Annotated in this window: 13 protein-coding genes; 8 read left to right on the forward strand and 5 right to left on the reverse strand. The window is 67.9% G+C overall.

Annotated elements, in window-relative coordinates:
* Nucleotides 1–308 precede the first annotated feature (308 nt).
* On the reverse strand, nt 309–1,346 hold the full coding sequence (locus ACFY0K_RS21525; RefSeq protein WP_390641154.1) for an IS110 family transposase: 1,038 nt from the start codon (nt 1,344–1,346) through the stop codon (nt 309–311).
* Nucleotides 1,347–1,958: 612 nt separating this feature from the next.
* The gene (locus ACFY0K_RS21530) at nt 1,959–2,090 is read right to left on the reverse strand and encodes a transposase (RefSeq protein WP_390641155.1); all 132 of its coding nucleotides are present in this window, start codon (nt 2,088–2,090) and stop codon (nt 1,959–1,961) included.
* 533 nt (nt 2,091–2,623) lie between these two features.
* On the opposite strand from ACFY0K_RS21530, the gene ACFY0K_RS21535 reads away from it, so the two are divergent.
* From ACFY0K_RS21535 to ACFY0K_RS21550, 4 genes are all read left to right on the forward strand, one after another.
* Nucleotides 2,624–8,845 (forward strand): DNRLRE domain-containing protein, encoded by a 6,222-nt coding sequence (locus tag ACFY0K_RS21535; protein WP_390641156.1) that lies wholly within the window; start codon nt 2,624–2,626, stop codon nt 8,843–8,845.
* 9 nt (nt 8,846–8,854) lie between these two features.
* Nucleotides 8,855–9,268, forward strand: a complete 414-nt coding sequence (locus ACFY0K_RS21540; protein WP_390641157.1) for a hypothetical protein — start codon at nt 8,855–8,857, stop codon at nt 9,266–9,268.
* 266 nt (nt 9,269–9,534) lie between these two features.
* Complete coding sequence (locus tag ACFY0K_RS21545; protein WP_351958784.1) at nt 9,535–9,705, forward strand: hypothetical protein; 171 nt, start codon at nt 9,535–9,537, stop codon at nt 9,703–9,705.
* Nucleotides 9,706–9,856: 151 nt separating this feature from the next.
* Nucleotides 9,857–9,991 (forward strand): hypothetical protein, encoded by a 135-nt coding sequence (locus ACFY0K_RS21550; protein WP_390641158.1) that lies wholly within the window; start codon nt 9,857–9,859, stop codon nt 9,989–9,991.
* Nucleotides 9,992–10,570: 579 nt separating this feature from the next.
* Here the strand turns inward: ACFY0K_RS21550 and ACFY0K_RS21555 are convergent.
* Together ACFY0K_RS21555 and ACFY0K_RS21560 are read right to left on the reverse strand one after the other, a co-directional pair.
* Nucleotides 10,571–11,644, reverse strand: a complete 1,074-nt coding sequence (locus tag ACFY0K_RS21555; protein ID WP_390641159.1) for a transposase — start codon at nt 11,642–11,644, stop codon at nt 10,571–10,573.
* Nucleotides 11,645–11,714: 70 nt separating this feature from the next.
* Nucleotides 11,715–12,689 (reverse strand): helix-turn-helix domain-containing protein, encoded by a 975-nt coding sequence (locus ACFY0K_RS21560; RefSeq protein ID WP_390641160.1) that lies wholly within the window; start codon nt 12,687–12,689, stop codon nt 11,715–11,717.
* 225 nt (nt 12,690–12,914) lie between these two features.
* Between ACFY0K_RS21560 and ACFY0K_RS21565 the strand changes: the two genes are divergently transcribed.
* The 4 genes from ACFY0K_RS21565 to ACFY0K_RS21580 all read left to right on the forward strand — a co-directional run bounded on the left by ACFY0K_RS21565 (nt 12,915) and on the right by ACFY0K_RS21580 (nt 19,611).
* Nucleotides 12,915–17,060 carry a hypothetical protein gene (locus ACFY0K_RS21565; protein ID WP_390641161.1) on the forward strand — a complete coding sequence of 1,382 codons (4,146 nt, stop codon included), beginning with the start codon at nt 12,915–12,917 and terminating at the stop codon, nt 17,058–17,060.
* A 132-nt stretch (nt 17,061–17,192) separates the two neighbouring features.
* Complete coding sequence (locus ACFY0K_RS21570; RefSeq protein ID WP_390641162.1) at nt 17,193–17,681, forward strand: hypothetical protein; 489 nt, start codon at nt 17,193–17,195, stop codon at nt 17,679–17,681.
* Nucleotides 17,672–18,070, forward strand: a complete 399-nt coding sequence (locus ACFY0K_RS21575) for a hypothetical protein (protein WP_390641163.1) — start codon at nt 17,672–17,674, stop codon at nt 18,068–18,070. The genes ACFY0K_RS21570 and ACFY0K_RS21575 overlap by 10 nt, the downstream gene beginning before the upstream one ends.
* A 260-nt stretch (nt 18,071–18,330) precedes the next feature.
* On the forward strand, nt 18,331–19,611 hold the full coding sequence (locus tag ACFY0K_RS21580) for a PP2C family protein-serine/threonine phosphatase (protein ID WP_390641164.1): 1,281 nt from the start codon (nt 18,331–18,333) through the stop codon (nt 19,609–19,611).
* Between the two features lie 603 nt (nt 19,612–20,214).
* Here ACFY0K_RS21580 and ACFY0K_RS21585 read toward each other — a convergent pair.
* Nucleotides 20,215–20,520, reverse strand: coding sequence for a transposase (locus ACFY0K_RS21585; protein WP_390641165.1), 306 nt, complete (start codon nt 20,518–20,520; stop codon nt 20,215–20,217).
* Nucleotide 20,521: the final 1 nt, after the last annotated feature.

The raw sequence follows: 20,521 nt of genomic DNA on the forward strand, positions 1-20,521 counted from the left end.
GGCGCGCTTCACCTGAAGGGACATATTGCTCGTTCTACCTGTACAAGGCGAATCCTGACGCGGCCCAACTATCCCAAATCTACCCATAGATGACACGAACGTCCTCTGAGAGGCAAAATCGCGCCGCGGCCTCCTGGCTCTCGTCGCCACAGGACTTGCTGCCTTTGCCACGGCGATCTATACAGACAAACTACTCGAAAGCAAATCCCCCACCGAGCAACCACATACGCACAAGGACGATTCCATGCGGCACATCTCCAGCGGTCGACACCATGCCACCTTCGAATTCGGCGACCTCACGGACGCCCCTATAACGCGGGGGCGCGGGAAACCGGTCTGACCAGGTTAAAGACCTCGCGGGCGACATACCGCTTGAGGCATCGGATGATCTCGCGCCGGGTCTTGCCTTCCTGGGTGCGGCGTTCGTAGTACGCCTGGGTTCGGGGGTCGTGGCGCAGGCGGGTGAACACGATGCGGTGCAGGGCGGCGTTGGCCTGCCGGTCGCCGCCGTGGTTGAGCCGGCGCGTGCTCCGACGGCCGGACGAATACTCGACGGGGCTGACTCCGCAAAGCGCAGCAAAGGATGCCTCGGTGTTCAGCCGCTCGGGGTTGTCTCCCATGGTGATCAGGAGCGTGACGGCGCTGTCCGGGCCGATGCCCACCGGGGCGAGTAGCTGCGGGGCGTGGCGTTCCACGAGCCGGGTCAGGCGCTGATTGAGCTCATCGATCTGTACGGTGAGCTGCTCGATGCGCTGGGCCAGCAGGCTCAGGGTGATGCGGGTGGCCTCGGCCACGGCGTTTTCATCTCCCCCACCATCTTCGCCGTCGTGCGGGCTGAGGCGCGCGCAGGTGCGGAACAGCTCGCGGTTGCCCAGGCTGGACAGTCGTTCCCGCAGGGCCGGGTCGGCTATGACCAAAACGGCTTTGAGCTGGTTGATCGCCTGGGTGCGGGCCTTGACCGCGGAGTCCTTCGCGAGCTTGAACATCCGGGCGCTGTGCACGGGACCGTCACCGGTTTTGGCGCGGGCATTGGCGCGACCGCTGAGCACGGCCCGCGCAGCAGCCTGCGCATCGAGCGGGTCCGACTTCCCCAGCAGCCGGCGGGCCGTGCGGTCGGGCCGGTTCACCTCGTACACCTGGATCTGCTGGGCCAGCAGGTATCGGGACAGGCCCGCGCCGAAGGTACCGGTGCCCTCCACACCGGCCCGGCGCACCGTCCCCAGCTTGCGGGCCCAGACGAGCAGCCGGCGGTAGCCGGCCGCCGTGGCCGGAAAGGACTCGGTGCCCAGGACCTTCCCCAGTGGGGAGACCACGGCGGCGACGTGAACCTCGCCGTGCGTGTCCACACCCAGGACGACCTCGCGCCGAACGGGAGGATCCGTGCTGGAGGAGGTGCTGCATTGTCGGGTCGTCATGGTGGTTCGCCTCCCGCGTGGTGACGTGCTGGTTGGATGGCACCGGCCTGCTCGGGCGGTCTGAACCGTGATGACGCCTGAAAATCGGCAAGGCCCCTATAGGGACACGCCCTGTGGCTCGGTACCGGCAGTCGCCATCCCGCGACGACGGTCGACACGTCCGTGACTGGACACTTCGGTCATAGATCTCATGAGTCAGACCCCCGTCCGGGACGGCACTGCGCAACCGTCCCACTGGCCCCGGCACAACGGCATGATCCGATCACTGCCGCACGGCTTCGTCCGAACCGGCGCTCAACCCGGCCTGGACGGGCTGACAATGAGTTGACTCTCCGTCCACTCATGACCGGCATTGACGGACAGCCATGCGGGCCGCCTTACCGGCTGCCCATGTCGACCATCGCACGGCCTCGAACTCTCTCCTGGTAAACGGGACTGTCCACAAGTCCTGTAGTTGCTCCTCGCGTTCGCTGGTGGTTAGCCCGTCACGCTCGCCCGCGTCGACCTCGGCCTGGCTGACCCACAGCCGTACCGCGGTCTCGGTCAGGTCGAAGTCCTTGGGGCGACCTGGCCCACCGAGCGGTCACCGCGCCGGCACAGCTCGACGATCTCGGCCTTGAACTCCGGCGTGAACGAACGGCGAGGCCGAGGCTTCTTCTTCCCCATGCTCTCCATGATGGACATCCTCCCGGGGCAGAATCCCTGATCTCGGATGTCCGCCAAAGCAGATCAGCCCCCCTATGCGACATCAAATCTGATAGGCCCTGGAGTTGTTCGTTACGCCAGGTAAGGGCAAGGAGGCGATCCGTTGGCACTTTTATTAAATCCTTACCGATTGATCCACTTTTTCTTTCACGTCTTGGGAAAATTTTGAATCGGCCAGGGGAACCCTTTGCGGCCTCGCGGCATCCAGTACAAGCGAACGTAGGGGCGCAAAAAGCCTTCAATCAGGAAAATCATGGCTGAGCACCCCCGTCTTTCCTTGGTGGATCTTTGGTGATTTCAAGGGTTTGACTTCAGCATCTCCCGTGACGCTCGTGGTGTACTGCGAACCTTCAGTGAAGATCAGTTCGTTTCTGTTGGCTCCGCTTCGCGGAGTGTCAGGGAGGGAGCTGATCGTGCGTCACAGACCTGTGGCCTATGACAGATCGAGTAGGGGCGGGTCGCGCCAGGCGCGACGGCTACGGCAGATCGCTATCGGTGTGGTGATGCTGTTCGCGGCCGAGGCCGCGCTGGTGTCGCAGGGCACTGGTGCCGCATTCGCCACGCCGGCATCCGCTGCGACGGTGGAGTCCGCCCAGTCGGACGCCATCAAGGCGTCCGGTCCTGCGGAGGCGCAGGACGAGGCGTCGGCGGTACTGATGGCGCGTGTGCAGGACCGCAAGATCGAGGTGTTGTCCGCTCGGGCGACGGATTCGACGACGTATGCGCTGCCCAGCGGTGAGCTGGAGACGGAGGCGTACGCCGGTCCGGTGCGGGTGAAGCAGGACGGGACTTGGAAGGACATCGACACGTCCCTGTCCGACACCGGCTCCGACCTCACGCCCGCCGTGGCGGCGGCCGACGTGGCCGTTTCCGACGGCGGTAACACACAGCTGGCGTCGGTGACCAAGGACAAGGAGTCCTTCGGGCTCGGCTGGGAGGACAAGCTCCCGACCCCGACCGTCAAGGACAGCACTGCCTCCTACGATCTAGGCAGTGGCCAGACCTTGTCCGTCACGGCGCTGGCCCAGGGTTTCTCGGAGAACATCAAGCTGACCCAGCAGCCCGGCGATGCGGTCTCCTACCGGATTCCCCTCAAGCTGGACGGGCTGAAGTTGTCCCAGGCCGACTCCGGGCACCTGCTGCTGAAGAACGGCGACGGTGACCTGGTGGCCGAGGCGCCGGCACCGATGATGTGGGACGCGAGCAAGGACGAGGCGTCCGGCGAGTCCGCGCACCAGGAGCAGGTGGCGACGAAGGTCGAGACGGCGTCGGACGGTTCGCAGGCACTGGTCCTCACTCCGGACCAGGACTTCCTGGCCACCGCGACCTATCCGGTGACCGTGGACCCGACCTCCACCCTCGCGGTGACCACGGACACCTGGGTGCAGAACCCGGACTACCCCGACTCGCAGGTCTCCTCGCAGGAGCTGAAGTCGGGCACCTATGACGGCGGTACGGACACCGCGCGCTCGTATCTGAAGTTCGACGTGTCGAAGTTCGCCGGTAAGCACATCACGTCGGCGACGATGTCGCTGTACAACTACTACTCGGCGACGTGCTCCACCTCCGGTGCGGCCACGGTGGCGAAGCGGATCACCTCCACCTGGTCTTCCTCGTCGATCACGTGGGGTGCGCAGCCGTCGACCACGACGACGGGCATGGCCTCCAACACCGGCCACTGGGGCTACACCGGCTGTGCGGCGAACTGGTCGAACTGGAACCTGCAGACGATCACGCAGGCGTGGGCGGACGGCTCCACCAACTACGGCCTGCAGATCCGCGGCGCGGATGAGACGGACTCGACCACTTGGCGGCGTTTCCGGTCGGCGAACTACACCACCTCCGGGTACGCGCCGAAGCTGGCGGTGACCTACAACTCGTACGCGACGACGAGTTCGCTGGCGATCTCGCCGAGTTCGGTGAACGCGTACAGCGGCAAGCGGTATGTGACGACGTACACGCCGACGGTGTCGGCGAAGGTGACGGACGCGGACGGCTCCACGGTCAAGGCGCAGTTCGAGATCACCAACGACCCGTCGTACAGCGGTGAGACCTCGTACTCTTACACCGGCACCTCGTCCTCGGTGGCCTCCGGCAGCACCGCGACGCTGGCCATCCCGTCCGCGAGCCAGCTGGCCGCGTCTCACCTGCGGATGCGGGTGCGCGGGTACGACGGCACGGACTACGGCTCGTGGTCGTCCTACATCTACTTCGTGCCGAACGTCGCCAAGCCCGCCGCCCCGACGATCTCCTGCGATCCGTACGCCGGGCAGACCTGGACGGCGAAGGCCGACAGCGGTGCCATCTGCACCCTGGACACGTCCTCGTCCGACGGTATGGGCTACTACTGGGGCCTGGACGACTCGTCGGTGCCGGGCCGTGTCTACGACACCACCGACGGCAACGGCGGTGACCCGCTGACGATCACGATCAAGCCGGGTGAGGACTGGCACAAGCTGTACGCCAAGACCGTCGACTCCGGAGGAAACGTTTCCTCAACGGCGACGGAGTACGACTTCGGCGTCGGAGGCGGCGTCGGTCTGCTCACCCCTCGCGACGGCGACAGCGCCGCCCGCAGGGTCAGCCTGACCTCGACCGGCAAGAGCATCTACACAGGTGTCACCTACCAGTACCGGCGCGGAGAAACCGACACCTGGACCAGTGTCCCCGCCACGAACGTCACGAAGTCCTCCGACGGCTCCGCGGTCTCGGCCTGGCCGCTCGCCATGTCGGCCGGATCACCCGCGGCGCTGACGTGGAACATCACCGACTCCCTGTCCCAGGACGGTGCCATCGACATCCGGGCGGCCTTCACCGACGGCACCACCACTGTCTACTCGCAGCCGCACACCATCACCGTGGACCGCAACGCCGGCACCGCCCCGAGCGCCCAGGTCGGCCCCGGCTCGGTGAACGCGCTGACCGGTGACTACACCCTGTCCGGCACCGACGCCTCCGCCTTCGGCCTGACGGTGTCGCGGACCGCGTCCTCGCGCCGCCCAACCGCTGGGTCCGACGCCGAGGGCCAGGTGGCCATCTTCGGCCCGCAGTGGACCTCCGGCACCACCGCGAAAATCACCGACTCCGACTGGGCCTACCTCCGCGAGACCTCCGCGACCTCCCCGGCCTCCCCGACCTCCCTCGCGCTGGTGGACGCCGACGGCAACGAGACCGGGTTCACCGCCACCAACTCCGGCGGCTGGAAGCCCGAGCCCGGCTCGGAGGACCTGACCCTGACCGGGTCGGTGACCGGCTCCTTCACCCTCAAGGACGACCAGGGCACCACCACCACGTTCACGAAGGTGGACTCGGCGGCCACGACCTGGCAGGTCGCCAGCACCTCCCTGCCGACCGCCAACTCCACTACCACCGTGGTCTCGGAAAAGCCCTCCTCGGGCAGCACGCTGGCCCGCCCGAAGTACCTCATCTCCCCCACCTCGGCGGTCGCGGCCGACAAGTGCCAGATCGCGATCGACACCGCTATCGCCGCCGGCCAGGACTGGTTCACCAACGCCAGCGACACCACCGGCTGCCGGGTTCTGCAGTATGTCTACGCCACCTCGACCACGGCCACCAGTTCGGCGTTCGGCAACTACACCGGTCAGGTCCAGCAGATCAAGCTCTGGGCCGTCACACCTGGTGACAGCACCACCACCGCCACGGCCGTCTCCCAGTACGCCTACGACACCTCCGGCCGGCTCCGCGAGCAGTGGGACCCGCGTAACAGCACCGCGCTGAAGACCACGTACGCCTACGACAGTTCCGGACGCGTCACGACGCTCACCCCGCCGGGCGAGCTGCCGTGGACGTTCGCCTACGGCACAGCCGGCAACGCGGCCACCGCCGGCACGGGCATGCTGTTCTCGGCGTCCCGCCCGAACCTGACCGCCGGCAGCAAGAGCACCACCGACGGCACCAACGCCGTCACCAGCGTCGTCTACGACGTACCTCTCACCGGGACCAAGGCGCCCAACGCGATGGGCACCTCGGACGTCGGAAACTGGGGACAGACGGACGTCCCCACGGACGCGACCGCCGTCTTCCCAGCCGCCGCCTCCTCGGCCGACTTCGTACCGACATCCAACACAGGCAGTGACCTGGCGGCGTCCGACTACAAGCGGGCGACCGTCACCTACACCGACGCCTCCGGCCGGGAGGTGAACACCGCCACGCCGGGCGGGCACATCACCACCACCGGGTATGACAGCTTCGGCAACACGGTGCGTCAGCTGACCGCCGGCAACCGCGAACTGGCCCTCGCCACCAGCGGTGCCAGCCAGGCCGAGCAAGTGGCGCTGAACATCGACCAGATGACCTCCGCCGACCGCGCCGAGCTGCTCGCCACCCGCTCGTACTACTCCAGCGACGGCCTGCGGGAGACCGAGGAGTACGGCCCGCTCCACGAGGTGACCCTCACCTCCGCGCTCAAGGCCGGTAGCGGCGGCACGGACCTGCCCGCGGGCACCCCGTGGCCGGCCCGGCAGCACACGGTCAACACCTACGACGAGGGCCGTCCGACCGACGGCACGGCCACCGTCGCCAACCAGGTCACCACCACCCAGGTGGGTGCCTACGTGGACGGCTACCCGTCGGACGCGGACGTGCGGACCACGAAGACCGAGTTCGACTGGGTCAAGGGCCTGCCCACGGCCACCACCACCGATCCGTCCGGTCTGGCGCTGAAGACCACGACGTCGTACGACGCGCAGGGCCGGGTCACCAAGACGACCCTGCCCAAGTCGTCCGGCACGGACGCCGGGGCAACGGTGACCACGTACTACTCGGCCACCGGCACCGGCGCCTGCAACGGCAAGCCGGAGTGGGCCGACCTGGTCTGCTCCACCGGCCCAGCCGCTGCGATCACCGGCGGCGGAGCCAACCCCACCCAACTGCCCACCAAGACCACCGAATACGACCGGTGGGGCAACACCGCCAAGGTCACGGAGACCGCGAACTCGGTCACCCGGATCACCGCCAACACCTACGACAGCGCGGGGCGCATCAAGACCGTGTCCGTCAGCGGAGGCGTGGGCACGGCAGTGCCGGACACCACCACCACATACGACGCCGACAGCGGCGACGTAGCTACGGTCACCTCCAACGGGCAGACCATCACCCACACCTACGACCAGCTCGGACGGGAGATCTCCTACAGCGACGGCGCGGGCAACACCGCCGCCACGCAGTACGACGCGCTCGGCCGCGTGGTGAAGACCACCGACTCCGCCCCGTCCACCACCACCTACACCTACGACACCGCCAAGGACCCGCGGGGACTTGAGACCACCCGCACCGACTCGGTCGCCGGCACCTTCGCCGCCACCTACGACGCCGACGGCGACCTGACCACCGAGTCCCTGCCCGGCGGCTACACGCTGACTATCGGCCAGGACGAGACCGGCGCCGAGACCTCCCGCGTCTACACCCAGGACAGCGACGGCAGCGTCGTCGCCTCCGACACCACGGACGAAAGCGTCCAGGGACAGATCGTCGACGACACGGACACCGCTGGCCAGACCCGGGCGCGCAGTTACACCTACGACGCTGCCGGACGCCTCACCAGAGCGGACGACACCGACCCGGACGGAGCCTGCACCCGCCGCGACTTCACCTTCGACGCCAACACCAACCGCACCGCCCTCGCGACCTCGGTCAGCGACGTCGGCGCGGCCTGCACCTCGACCGGCGCCACCAGCACGTCGTACTCCTACGACAGCGCCGACAGGCTGACCACCACCGGAACGGTCTACGACGCTTTCGGCCGTACCACCACCCAAGCATCCGGCGCCACCCTTGGCTACTACACCAACGACCTCGTCCACCAGCAGACCTCCGGCACCAGCCGGCAGACCTGGACCCTGGACGCGGCCCACCGCCTAGCCGCCTGGACCACCGACACCCAGGGCACCGACGGTACCTGGACCCAGACCGGATCCAAGACCAACCACTACGGCTCCAACACCGACAGCCCCGACTGGACCCAGGAGACCAGCTCCACCATCACTCGTAACGTCCAGGACATCCGCGGGGACCTAGGAGCCGTCACGAGCGCCACCGGCGGCGTCGTCCTCCAGCTGACCGACATCCACGGCGACGCCACCGTTCAGCTCCCGCTCGACACGAGCGTCTCGCCCACCGCCCAGTCCTACGACGAGTTCGGCAACCCCGAAAGCAGTACTACCGCCACCCGCTACGGCTGGCTCGCTGGCAAGCAGCGCTCCAGTGAAACGGTCACCGGCGCCACCCTCATGGGAGTCCGCCTCTACGACCCCACCACCGGACGCTTCCTGTCCGTCGACCCCGTCCCTGGCGGCTCAGCAAACGCCTACGACTACGTCTACCAGGATCCGATCAACAAGTTCGACCTCGACGGCAGGTGCTTCTTCTGCTGGCACCATCGCTGGATATACCAGTCCCTGAGAGTGGTCGCCGTCGTGCCCTACGCGTACTACTACGCCGGCTACCGGTTCAACCGCAGCAGGTACAGCAGGTGGGCACTGCCACTGCATCCATATGGTTGGATCGCACAGGGAGAAGGCATCGCAGGCGACGCTGCAGTGGACTGGATGAAGCGCCGGACCGGCTACGCAGGGAAAGAGGACGCGTGGGATGAACACCAGAACGGCTTCCTCAATCCGCTGCACGGGAAGGGCAAAGGGAACGTCTGGCTGCCGGGACTGTACAAGGATCGGCACCATCATCGGCGCCTGGATTGGTCGTGGTGAACGCGTCGCATGAAGAGAAACGGAATAATCATCGCTCTGGCGGTCACACCCATCGTGGCGTTTCTGGGCTTCGGTGGCTGGGTCATCCTGTTCTCGAAAGATGACTCAGGATTCAGAGTGGTGAATGACACGGATCGCGAGGTGCGAGTGGCGGCTTGCTCCCAAAATCGCCCCGCCTTTCCGGGAGCTTTCGACATAAAGCCGCACAGTTCCGTCCTCATGGGCGGGGACTGGCTGCCAGCCGATGACCCGGGCGCCGCTTGCTTCATCGCCAGTCCCTCGACCGCCGGAAAAGTCGCATTCCACGGCTGCCTGAAGATGTCTACCAGAGATGACACTCGCGATAAGTTCAACATCTCCGAAGCCGACCAATCGATGAGTCAGCGACAGTGTCTTGACTTGTCGAAACCCGGATTCCCGTAACTAGCGCGGTCCATTTCATGCGGGCTGGCATTCTCAGGCCGTGTAAGTAGGCAGGTCTACCCAGACAGGGGTGGACCGGGGTCAGGTTCCCGGTCCACCCCTGCGCTCGCTATGCTGCGGGCCGAGCGGACCAAGCACTGCCTGTTCGACTGTCACGTGGTCCTGACAGAGCCGGCAGTGCCCGCTCTCGTGAAAATCGGCTCGCGCCACGGACCTGCGACGAAGACGGCGGACATGGCGGAGCTGCGGCACGCAACCGACCGTCCATGTCCCGCACCTACCACTACGTCTGCGAGCTGGACACCGACAAGAAGGGTCACCTCATCGGCATGGCGGCCGCCAAGCAGGACGGCACCTGGGCCCTCGCGCTCAGCCGAGAGACCGGAGACCACTACCTCAGAAGCGCCCGGGTCACCGACTACGTCGACGTCCCCTAGCCGTTGCCGTGATGACGGCAGCACCTTGACCCACCTCGTCGCCACCTCCCGGGCACCAGTCCCGGGATGCACCACCGGCAACATGGCCCTCTACCAAAACGGCACCCTCATCCGGACCGCCACCAACGTCAGCCCCTAGTACGACTCCTCCATGCCCCTCACCATCGGCGGCTGCATCAACAGCGCCTCCGCCTCCACCCCCTACCTCGCCTTCCCCGGCTCCGTCGCCGACGTCCACGTCTACCCACGCACACTCTCGGCGACCGAAGTCAGCGCGCTGCACTGACCCACCGCCGAACCAGGGCCCGCGCCGACTCCGACAGGAGCAGCGCGGGCCCGCCCGCGGCAGCCGCCAGCCACACCCAGCCGGCGAACGGACGACACCGTCGAACACTCCACCCAAGACCAGCCTGCGGAGACCACCCAGGAGATCACGCCCGCCAGCGCAACCTCCGAGCAAAGGCGCGTTGCCGAAATCGAAGCGGCACACCACAGGCGCGTCCACCGGGAAGCCGCCACAGAAGAGGCCCGCATCCAGTACGTCGGCTCTGCGCGCGCGATATCCACCATCGCGCCAGCCATGCCGCCGAGCCAGACCAAAACACCACCAGCCGACGGGGGCTTCGTCACGCTGCCAGCTGTCACGGGGGGAGTCACAAACCCCGTGGACACCCTATCGGCACAGGATCTCGAAACCGAACATATATGCCCGCACGGGAATGGATGGACGGTCCTGGACGGCTTCTACGACATGTGCCAGGTGGTACCCAGTGAGGGACCCAGGATCAGGACCGGAGCGTCTTCTGGCCCGTCAAAGCGGTATTGCAGGGTGTTCGGGGGTGTCTCACTCACGCCCCAGACCCTCTCACGTCTCACGACTGCCCCTATGACGGGGGTTGCGACTGCACAGGTCCGACCAGGTGGAAGGCCTCGCCGGCTGCGTATCGCTTGAGGCTTCGGACCATCTCGCGCCTGGCCTTGCCCTCCTGGGTGCGGCGTTCGTGGTACGCCTGGGTGCGGGGGTCATGGCGCAGCCGGGTGAACACGGTACGGTGCAGGGCGCGTTGGCCTGGCGGTCGCCGCCGTAGTTGAGCCGGCGCGTGCTCCGACGACCTGACGAATACTCGACTGGGCTGACTCCGCAAAGGGCAGCAAAGGATGCCTCGGTGTTCAGCCGCTCGGGGTTGTCTCCCATGGTGATCAGCAGGGTGACTGCGCTGTCCGGGCCGATGCCCACCGGTACGAGTAGCTGCGGGGCGTGGTGTTCGACGAGCTGGGTCAGGCGTTGGTTCAGCTCATTGTTCTGCCCGGTGAGCTGTTCGATACGCTCCACGAGCATTCTCAGGGTCATGTGGGTGGCCTGGGCCACCGCGTTCTCGCCGTCCTCACCGTCGCCTGGCCCGAGGCGTGCGCAGGTGCGGAACAGCTCGCGGTTGCCCAGGCCGGCCAGCCGTTCCCGCAGTGCGGGATCGGCGATGACCAGGACGGCTTTGAGCTGGTTGATCGCCTGGGTACGGGCCTTGATCGCGGAGTCCTTGACGAGCTTGAAGATCCGGGCGCTGTGCACCGGACCGTCGCCGGACTTGGCCCGGGCCCGGGCGCGGCCACTGAGCACGGCCCGCGCGGCGGCCTGAGCGTCGAGCGGGTCCGGCTTCCCCAGCAGCCGGCGGGCCGAGCGGTCGGGCCGGTTCACTTCGAAGACCTGAATCTGCTGGGCCAGCAGGTAGCGGGACAGGCCCGCGCCGAAGGTGCCGGTGCCCTCCACACCGGCCCGGCGCTCCGTACCCCGCTTGCGGGCCCAGACAAGAACTGCCGATAGCCGACTGTCGTTGCCGGAAAGGGCTCGGTTCCCAAGATCTTCCCGAGCGGGGAGATCACGGCGGCGACATGCACCTCGCCGTGCACGCGTAGGTCTGCGGCGGTGGCCGCAGGACGGCACCCGCCGTGTGCGAGGCCCTGGCCGCCGTCTACCGAGCGCTCCCGGTGCTGTCAACCATCCCGGACGGGGATCAGAGCCACCCGCGGCGAACGGCCTGCGCTCCCGCCTGGAACCGGCTCGTCGCCCCGAGGCGGACGGTCAGGTCGGTGATCCGGCGGCGCAGGGTGCGTTCGCTGAGGCCGAGTTGGCGGGCTATGGTCTCGTCCTTCAGTCCGGCGTGGAGCAAGTGGAGCAGAGCACGCTCCGCCTCGCTGAGGTCGGGATGGTCGTCCGTCTCCCGGGCCTCGCTGCCGAAGACGGGCGTGGCCTGCTGCCAACTCGCCTCGAAGAGGTCGACCAGTGCGTCGCACAACGGTGACCGGTGGACCAGGGCGGCCGTGGTGCGCAGGCCGTCCGCGCCCGCGGTGAGCGGAACCAGGGCATCGCGGCGGTCGAAGACCAGCAGCTTCAACGGCACATGGGGCAACACCCGGGCCTGCTCTCCGAGTGACACGAGGTGCTGGAGCAGTTCCGCGCGCTCGGGGACGGCCAGCACCTGGCTCGAATAGACAGCCCGCGCCCGCACGCCCCGGGCCAGCAGGTCCTCCTCGAACTGCAACGCACTCGCGTCAGCCGTGAGGTAGGGCGGGGTGTCGAAGCACAGTACCTCGTGCTCGGCGCCCGCCATCAGCTCGGTCAGCCAGTCGTTGATCGCTGTCGGCCCCTCGATGATCTCCACCAGCCGACTCGGGTCGGAGCTCAGTTTGCGCTCGTTGAACTCGGCGCCGTAGGCGTCCAGCGCGGCCTCCGCGCGCTCCAGCTCCAGACGGCGGGCGCGGATCAGAGCGGCCAGGCCGATGCGCGGATCCAGCGGGGCGTAGCGGGTGGGTCGTCCCGCCGAGGGGACCGCGAGGCCCGTCGCGACCAGGTCGTCGAGCATGCGGCGGGCCTGTGCCGTGCCGCAGGACTGATGCTTGGCCATTTCGGTCGCGGTCAGTGGCGGCGAAGCCAGCAGATGGCGGTAGGTGCGCTCGGTCGCATCGTCCAGACCCAGGGACTCCAGCACAGGTTCGCCTCCTCATGTATGTCCCGGCCGAGGCGGCGCCTGGCCGCTACCGGCTGCTGACCGGTATCGGCCAGCCGTTCGTCTCCCGGTGAGCCGGGTGCGCTGGAACAGTACCGGCATCCCCTGCAGGGCGGTTCACCAGTGCTTCTTCGACACAACCGCCCTGCTCCCACCCGAGAGGCGCGTGGTCACTTGAGAATGTGTGGAAAGGGCATACGCTCCGGCATGGTCGCCACCGTGCTGGGGCTCGCCGCCGGCCTGCTGGTCACACCGTCGGCTCAGGCGGTCCCTCAGCAGGGTGCGAAGAGCGTCCGGCTGACCGCCGCCGCGATCGAGAGGCTCAGCAGGCGGTACGAACCCCGGATCGACGGCACGCCCGGGCAGGTCGCCGCCCAGGAGGGGCCCGCGGCTGCCGCCCCGGTGCTGCCGGGCACGAAGCCGAGCGTGATGGCCGGCCCGGGCGAGCACACGGACACCCCGTCCTCGTCCGTCGCCCCGGGTTTCCAGCGGACCGGTCGGTGGGAGACAGCCCGTGGCTTCGCCGAGAGCCTGGCGCTCGGCGGCACCAAAGACTGGGTGGGCGTCTTCAGCGGCGGCACCGTCGCCCGGTACGACGCCCAGGGCAAGCAGGTGTGGAGCCGCGGAGCCACCTCCTTGTACAAGGACTGGCAGGTCACTCCGGACAACTGGTTCCAGCCGTACCCGTATCTGCCGAACCTCTATGCCGGCTACAACCCGTACCAGATGTCGGCCGCCGGCAAGCAGCCGTATGTGACGGGCGACTTCAACGGCGACGGTGTCCAGGACGTCGCCGTCGCCTACGCGGTGGGCGACTGGCCGTTCCGGCCGTTCTCCTCACCCGGTTCGAAGGTGGACTACGGCACCTTCGTCACCGTCCTGGACGGCCGTAGCGGGAAGACGGCGTGGAGCAAGCTGGTTCCCGGCTACGTCGGCACCATGCTGTTCCAGGACGGCAAGCTGATCGTCGCCAACACGGTCGGCCCGGACTGGGGCGGCGATCCGGTGGCCGAACAGGGCGACAGCCGCAGCAATCTGACCGCCTACAGCTTCGGCCACGCCGGTGACGGCAAGCTCACCGGAACCGCCGACTGGACCTACTCGACGCACGCGCCCTGGGCGTACTGGGGCGATCTGACGTCGATGGGAAGCGGCCGGATCGCCGCGTCGTGGTCCGACACCCCGATGGACCTGGGAAGCCCGCGCCCGGCGGACGGCAACGTGCTGGTGCTCGAGACCTCCGACGGCAGCGTCATGGCGCACACCAAGACTCCCGGCTACCCGCGCATGCTGGTGAAGGATCCGGGCGCGGACCGTGTTCTGGTGGTCGAGCAGAACGACCCGTTCGACAAGGTGCGCTGGGACCTGACCGCGATCGACGCGCACAGCGGCGAGCGTGCGGTGCTCGCCTCTCGTGAGGGCACCGTGCCGGAGGCCTTCCACGTCCTGCCGGACGCGAAGGACGGCCGGCCCCGGTTCGCTGTCGCGGAGCTCGGCATCGACGCCGACTTGTCGGACGGTCAGAGCACCGTCTCCGGCTGGGACGCTCAGGGCCACACCCTCTGGTCGTACACCACGGCCTCCACGACCGGCGGGCCGAACGCCCCGACCATGGAGCTGTCCTCTGACGCGAAGGGCAGCGAGGTGTTCGCCTCGCTGTCCGACCCGACGACCGCCACCGCCGCCACCCCCGCGGGTCCCGAGCACACCCAGCTCATCGGACTGAAGGCCGCGAGCGGTCAACTCGACTGGCGAAAGGACGGCGCCGTCTCCGGCGACACGCTCACCCAGTACCAGGGCGGACTCCTCACCGTCGGCTATGACGACACCGCCTACACGGTCAACCCCCACAGCGGTGCGTCGCATGCCATGCCCCTGGCCGGCGACCCGTACACGGCCGTCGCCACGGACGTGAACCGGGACGGGACCAAGGACCTGGTCGTCGCCGGCCAGAGCCGCGGTGTCTTCGCCCTCGACGGCAGAACCCTGAAGAAGGCGGCGCCGACCGTTCTGTGGCGGGCCACCGTCGACAGCTCGGTGCACGCCCTGCGCCTCCTGCCGAACCCCGGCAAGGACGCCACCGGCGCCTCGGTGGTGGCCGCGACCGACCACGGCTTCGCCGTACTGGACACGCACAGCGGTGAGGTGCGCGCGAACGTGCGCACCGGCGGCTATGCCGCTTCGCTCACGGTCGTGGGCGACGGCCGCGGCGGATCCGAGATCGTCGTCCCGGGCAGCAGCCTGACCGCGTACAGCGAGCAGGGCAAGATGCTGTGGACGTACCGGCCGAAGGGTACGGCGGGCAAGAGCCTGGTCTTCTCCAGCGTCACCACGGACGGCGCCGGACACCTGTTCTTCGAGTACGGCGGCACACACCACGGCATCGGCCTGCCCACGCAGGCCACCGACCCGGCGCCGACGGCGGTCAGCCTGGACGCCGCCACCGGCATCCCGAACTGGACCGAGACCCCGACCGGCTCTGATGCCGTCGCGATCGTGCCGACCAACCCCGCCCTGGCCGACCCGAACATCCCGGGCGCCAGCGGGCACGGTGTCGCCTTCGCCTACACCGGCGATTTCAGGAACTACAGCCACCTGGTCCAGATCCTCGATGCGCGCTCCGGCGCGGTGATCAAGAACTACGACAGCCCCGGAACCTCGCAGGGCTTCGTCGCGTCCAAGAAGACCGGCCTGGTCGAGATGCGCGAGTTCAACGACTTCGTGTACCCGGCGAACGGCGGTGAGCCCTACGACGTACCCACCTTCCTCGGCTTCCACTCCGCAGTGTTCGCCAGATCCGTCGGCGGAACCGAGGCGTTCGTCGGTGCCTACCAGAACCTGTGGTCCTACGACACTCCCTTCGCGGACAACGACGGCTTCCTCCGCGAGAGCGCGACGGACTTCGCCCTGGGGGCGAGCCAGGTGAAAACAGCGGCGCTGGGCGACGGCCCCGGCGACGACCTGATCGGTCTCGCGCTCGACTGGCGGGCTCTGAACATCGCGGCGCAGTCGATCGGTGACGCCGTCAACGACATCGACTACTTCCCGCATGGCCTGACCACCTACAAGCTCTCCGAGGACGAGCCCACCCGGATTCCGACTCCTCCGCACGGCGACACGTCGGCCGCGGCCCCGCAGACCGCCGCCAAGGCGGGTCAGTTCAACGGCGACCGGATGCACAGCGCGAGCCCGCTGAAGGACCTCGGCATGCCGATCGGCACCGCCTCGGTCCCCATCGAGATCCAGTCGAAGACTCCGGCAGCCAAGAGGCTGAGCGCGGGCCAGGACAACGCCCAGGAGGTCGCCCCCGGCTACACCCCGCAGCAGATCCAGGCACGCCTGGGCCTCAAGGGTGACGGCACGGGCCAGACGATCGCGATCGTCGACGCGTACCACTACCCGACGGCGAAGGCGGACCTGAACCACTTCGCCGCGCACTTCAACCTGCCGCAGACCTGCGACACGGCCGGCACGGGAGAGGACTGCTTCGACTTCCAGCAGGTCTACGCGGACGGTACCCAGCCGGACGTGGACACCGGCTGGAACGAGGAGGCGGCGCTGGACATCGAGTGGGCGCACTCGGCGGCCCCGCACGCCAAGATCGTCCTGGTCGAGGCCAAGGATCCGACCATGGCAGCGCTGTCCCGGGCCCAAGACGCGGCCGCGGCGCTGCACCCGGCCGCGGTCAGCAACAGCTGGGGCGCCGGCGAGTTCTCCGAGGAGGCCTTCTACGACGGCCACTGCAAGCTGGCCGACTCGGTCTGCGTCCAGTCCACCGGAGACTTCGGCTACCCCGGCAGCTACTCCGCCACCAACCCCTACGCCCTGGCCATCGGCGGCACCAACCTCCGACTGGACGCCGACGGCAACACCATCGACGAGACGGCGTGGAGGTCCACCGGCGGCGGCCTGAGCTACTTCGAGCCGCGCCCGGCCTACCAGGACGGCGTGCAGCCCTCGCCACTCAGGGCCACACCGGACGTCAGCTTCGTGGCCGACCCCGCCACCGGCGTGCCGGTCTACCTGACGATGACGTACGGCGGCGCCTCCCACTCCGTGTGGTTCAAGGTGGGCGGCACCAGCCTGTCCGCCCCGATCTGGGGTGCGATCATCGCCTCGGCCGACCAGCTCCGGGCCACCGCCGGCAAGCCGCACCTGGCTTCCGACGGTCCGGACGGCGACACGGCGCACACCGATGTCTACGCGCTCGGCAGCACCTACCTGCGAGACATCACCGCCGGCTCCAACGGCCGATGCGGCGCGGAGTGCACAGCCGGCCCCGGCTACGACACCGTCACCGGCCTCGGCTCCCCCACCGCGGGCGTCGACGGGGCCCTGGCAGCCATGAAGTAGCCATCCGGTGTGAGCACGCAGGGTCCCGGCGTCCTTCTGGACGCCGGGACCCTGAGCTGTCTGTCGTCGAGGCTCTCAGCCGAGGTCGTGCAGGGGGCGCTGGGTGACCTTACGAGCGGCTGCTGTCACGCCTTGGACCTGACCAACACCGGCCCGCTCACCTTGCTGACCGGCTACCAGACCCCCGCCGCCATCCGCCGTATCGGCGCCAACCGGCCGGAAACCTGGCTGCGCAACCGCCATGTCGTGCACCCGGACCGGATCGCCCAGATCGCCATCGAGGCCGCTGAACAACAGCACATCAGCCTGCCCGGCGAGAAGCCGGCCGCTCAGCTGGTGCATACGCTCGCGAGGGAGGTGATAGAGCTCAACCAGCAGGTCGCCGAACTCGACAAGGACATCGAGGCCAGGTTTCGCGACCACCGAGCTTTCGGCGTGATCACCAGCAGGCCCGGTCTGGGCATCACCCTTGGCGCCGAGTTCCTGGCCGCCACCGGCGGCGACATGACGCTCATCGGCGCGTCGGCCCCGGTGCCCCGCGATTCCGGGAAGATCAGCGGCAACGGGAGTCCGCCGGCAAGCGCAAGCGCGCTCCCACCCGACACGGCAACGTGTGGCTGAAGGCCGGACTCGGTATCGCCGCCCTTGCCGTCGGCCGCACCAAGGGCACCTATCTCGCCGCCCAGTACCACCGGCTGCGGCCCCGGCGCGGCGAGAAGCGCACCATCGTCGCGGTCGCGCACAGCATGCTCGTGTCCGCCTACCACATGCTCGCCAACGACGTCCCCTACCAGGACCTCGGCCCCGACTACATCACCCGCCTCGGCGAAGAACGCCACCGCCGACGCCTCCTCGCCCAACTCGGCGCCCTCGGCTACGACGTCACCCTGGAACGACGACAGACCGCCTTAGCCACTTTGGCGCGAGCCTCGAAGATCATGGCCCCAACGTCGTACTTACCAGGCAGGTCCACAGACTGCCCGACGCGCCGGAAGCTTACGGAGCCATGATCACTCGCGCCAAAGCAGCTCCGGCCGAAGTCGCTTCGTCGACCGCTCGGTACCGTGCACCGCGAGGGACGGCGGGTCAGTCGTCACCCCAGTCGCGGAACGTCCCTGCCCAGCGGCGGAGACCCGCCCCGATCAAGCCCGGTCTGCATCCATAACCCTTGTGACCTGCAACACATTACCCCACATGCCCATATATGTCCGTTTTAATTGATAGAAGCATCAGAACCGAGGATATGATCCCTTACGAGACGGAGCAGCACATGGCATTCACGTTCCGCGACCCTGCGTGTACGGCTGCAGGTTGCGTGCAGGAGCCACACCTGATGCATCACCGAGCTGGGCCGTCACTCGTTCTCTCGCGCACCTTGCAGCAACCACGATCCGCGCTGACAGTCGCCTTGCTGTTCATTCTGGCGATCACGCTCATCGATCTTCTGCTGCCTGACTCAGTTCATCTCGGCGACTTGCTGATCATGGCGCCTGTACTCACTTCCTGGTACGCGAGCTCACGGGTGACCTCACTTGTCGCCATGATGGCCGTGTCGGCTTTGACGGCCATCTTCCTGGTCCGGCAATCGGTGAACCCGCCGCAGGCGGCTGCCCTCCTTGCGACCTCGGTGGCCGTCGTGATCGCCCGGTACCTGACGGAACACGGACAGCGAAAGCTGGTCCAGCTGCGCGCAGTCGCCGAGGCCGCGCAACGCGCCATACTGCCTCCCCTCCCCCACCGACTCGGCCCCCTTCACCTGGCCTCGACGTACCTGGCGGCGGAGGACGAAGCACGCATCGGCGGAGATCTCTACGCCGCCGTGCGCACGCCCACGGGCACACGGTTGATCATCGGTGATGTTCGAGGCAAGGGCCTGCCGGCGGTCGGCATCGCTGCCCACACCATCAGCACGTTCCGCGACGCCGCCCGCCGGCTGACCACGCTGCCGGAACTCGCCGCCTACCTGGATTCAAGTGTCCGCAGCAACGCATCCGAAGCAGTGAGCCCCGAACAGACCGAAGAGGCGTTCGTCACCGCCACTCTCCTCGAAATCCCCGATGCCGAGCCCGTCGTGCGGAGCGTCACCTGCGGACACCCCCCACCGCTGCTCCTACGAGCGAACGACGTCGTGCCCCTGGAAGCCGGCCAACCCGCGCCCCCGCTTGGACTGGGCGCATTGACGCAAACCACCTACCACCTCGACACCTTCGCCCTACGCGCCGAAGACACCCTCCTCCTCTACACCGACGGTGCCATCGAAGCCCGCGATACCGACGGCGAGTTCTACCCGCTTGCCAAACGACTCACCCCCCAGGACCACCGCCATCCCACGGCACTCCTCAACCACCTCCGCGGCGACCTTCTCCACCACGTCGGCGGCCGACTCGACGACGACGCCGCCTTGATCGCCATCGAACGTCAACCCGCTGACGGCACAGCGCCATCGGCTGACCAATCGACCTGTGATGAGTGGGGCGTCTCGATGTCCTTCGACATGCGGTCACGCAGCACTGTTGACCTGGGGGAACGACCCAGTGCAGTACAGCAGTGAAGTACAGCAACCACCACGACCGCCACGGACCGCCAACGGTCCTTGGCGACCAGTTGACCAGCCCACCTGACCTCAATGACCATCCTGCCCATAGTTCGCATCGAGGGGCGGTCCGACATTCACAGCTGACATCAGCGACGCCGGACGGGGACGTGCACCAGCACCCCTGTCCGGCAGTGGTGCCGGTCGTCAGTAGCCGCCGGAGCAGGCTCGGATCGAACTCCTCAAGCGGGTGACGCAGGTTCTAATCCTGCCGGAGGCCGCGTGTGGCTCAGGCCCTCAGGCGTCCCGCACTTCTGCGGCGACCTCCCGAAAACGGAGCAGAAGCTCGTCCTGGCGACAGGCGCTGTGCCAGTGGCGGACCTGTTCAACCAGCAGGTTCCCGGCACCGCCTGGCGGACGAAGGCCAACCTGGTACATCGTCGCCAACAACCGCAGGAACCCAGACCGCGTGAGGCACCGACTGCACCGTCCGCGCCGGCGCAGCCGATCTCACGGCGCAGCCGCACCGGAGCGATCCGGTGCGGCTGCGCCGTCTCAGGGCTCCGCGTAGAGTCCCGGCAGGAAGTGCCCCGGCGGGGCCTCGCCGTATCACAACCGCCCCTATGACGGGGGTTGCGACTGCACAGGTCTGACCAGGTGGAAGGCCTCGCGGGCTGCGTATCGCTTGAGGCTTCGGACCATCTCGCGCCGGGCCTTGCCCTCCTGGGTGCGGCGTTCGTGGTACGCCTGGGTGCGGGGGTCGACGCGCAGGCGGGCGAAGACGATGCAGTGCAGGGCCGCGTTGGCCTGAGGGTCGCCGCCGTAGTTGAGCCGGCGCGTACGCCGCCGGCCAGAGGAGCACTCGATGGGGCTGACTCCGCAGAGGGCAGCAAAGGGCGACTCGGCAAAGGCGACGGCCGGCCCCATC

The organism is Streptomyces sp. NPDC001507, assembly GCF_042894765.1.
Classification (GTDB): domain Bacteria; phylum Actinomycetota; class Actinomycetes; order Streptomycetales; family Streptomycetaceae; genus Streptomyces.

What these genes read in the sequence shown, in the direction of transcription:
- ACFY0K_RS21530 (WP_390641155.1), bottom strand. Translation starts at nt 2,090, where the DNA reads ATGGAGAGCATGGGGAAGAAGAAGCCTCGGCCTCGCCGTTCGTTCACG.
- ACFY0K_RS21535 (WP_390641156.1), top strand. Translation starts at nt 2,624, where the DNA reads ATGCTGTTCGCGGCCGAGGCCGCGCTGGTGTCGCAGGGCACTGGTGCC.
- ACFY0K_RS21540 (WP_390641157.1), top strand. Translation starts at nt 8,855, where the DNA reads ATGAAGAGAAACGGAATAATCATCGCTCTGGCGGTCACACCCATCGTG.
- ACFY0K_RS21545 (WP_351958784.1), top strand. Translation starts at nt 9,535, where the DNA reads ATGTCCCGCACCTACCACTACGTCTGCGAGCTGGACACCGACAAGAAG.
- ACFY0K_RS21550 (WP_390641158.1), top strand. Translation starts at nt 9,857, where the DNA reads ATGCCCCTCACCATCGGCGGCTGCATCAACAGCGCCTCCGCCTCCACC.
- ACFY0K_RS21565 (WP_390641161.1), top strand. Translation starts at nt 12,915, where the DNA reads ATGGTCGCCACCGTGCTGGGGCTCGCCGCCGGCCTGCTGGTCACACCG.
- ACFY0K_RS21580 (WP_390641164.1), top strand. Translation starts at nt 18,331, where the DNA reads ATGGCATTCACGTTCCGCGACCCTGCGTGTACGGCTGCAGGTTGCGTG.
- ACFY0K_RS21585 (WP_390641165.1), bottom strand. Translation starts at nt 20,520, where the DNA reads ATGGGGCCGGCCGTCGCCTTTGCCGAGTCGCCCTTTGCTGCCCTCTGC.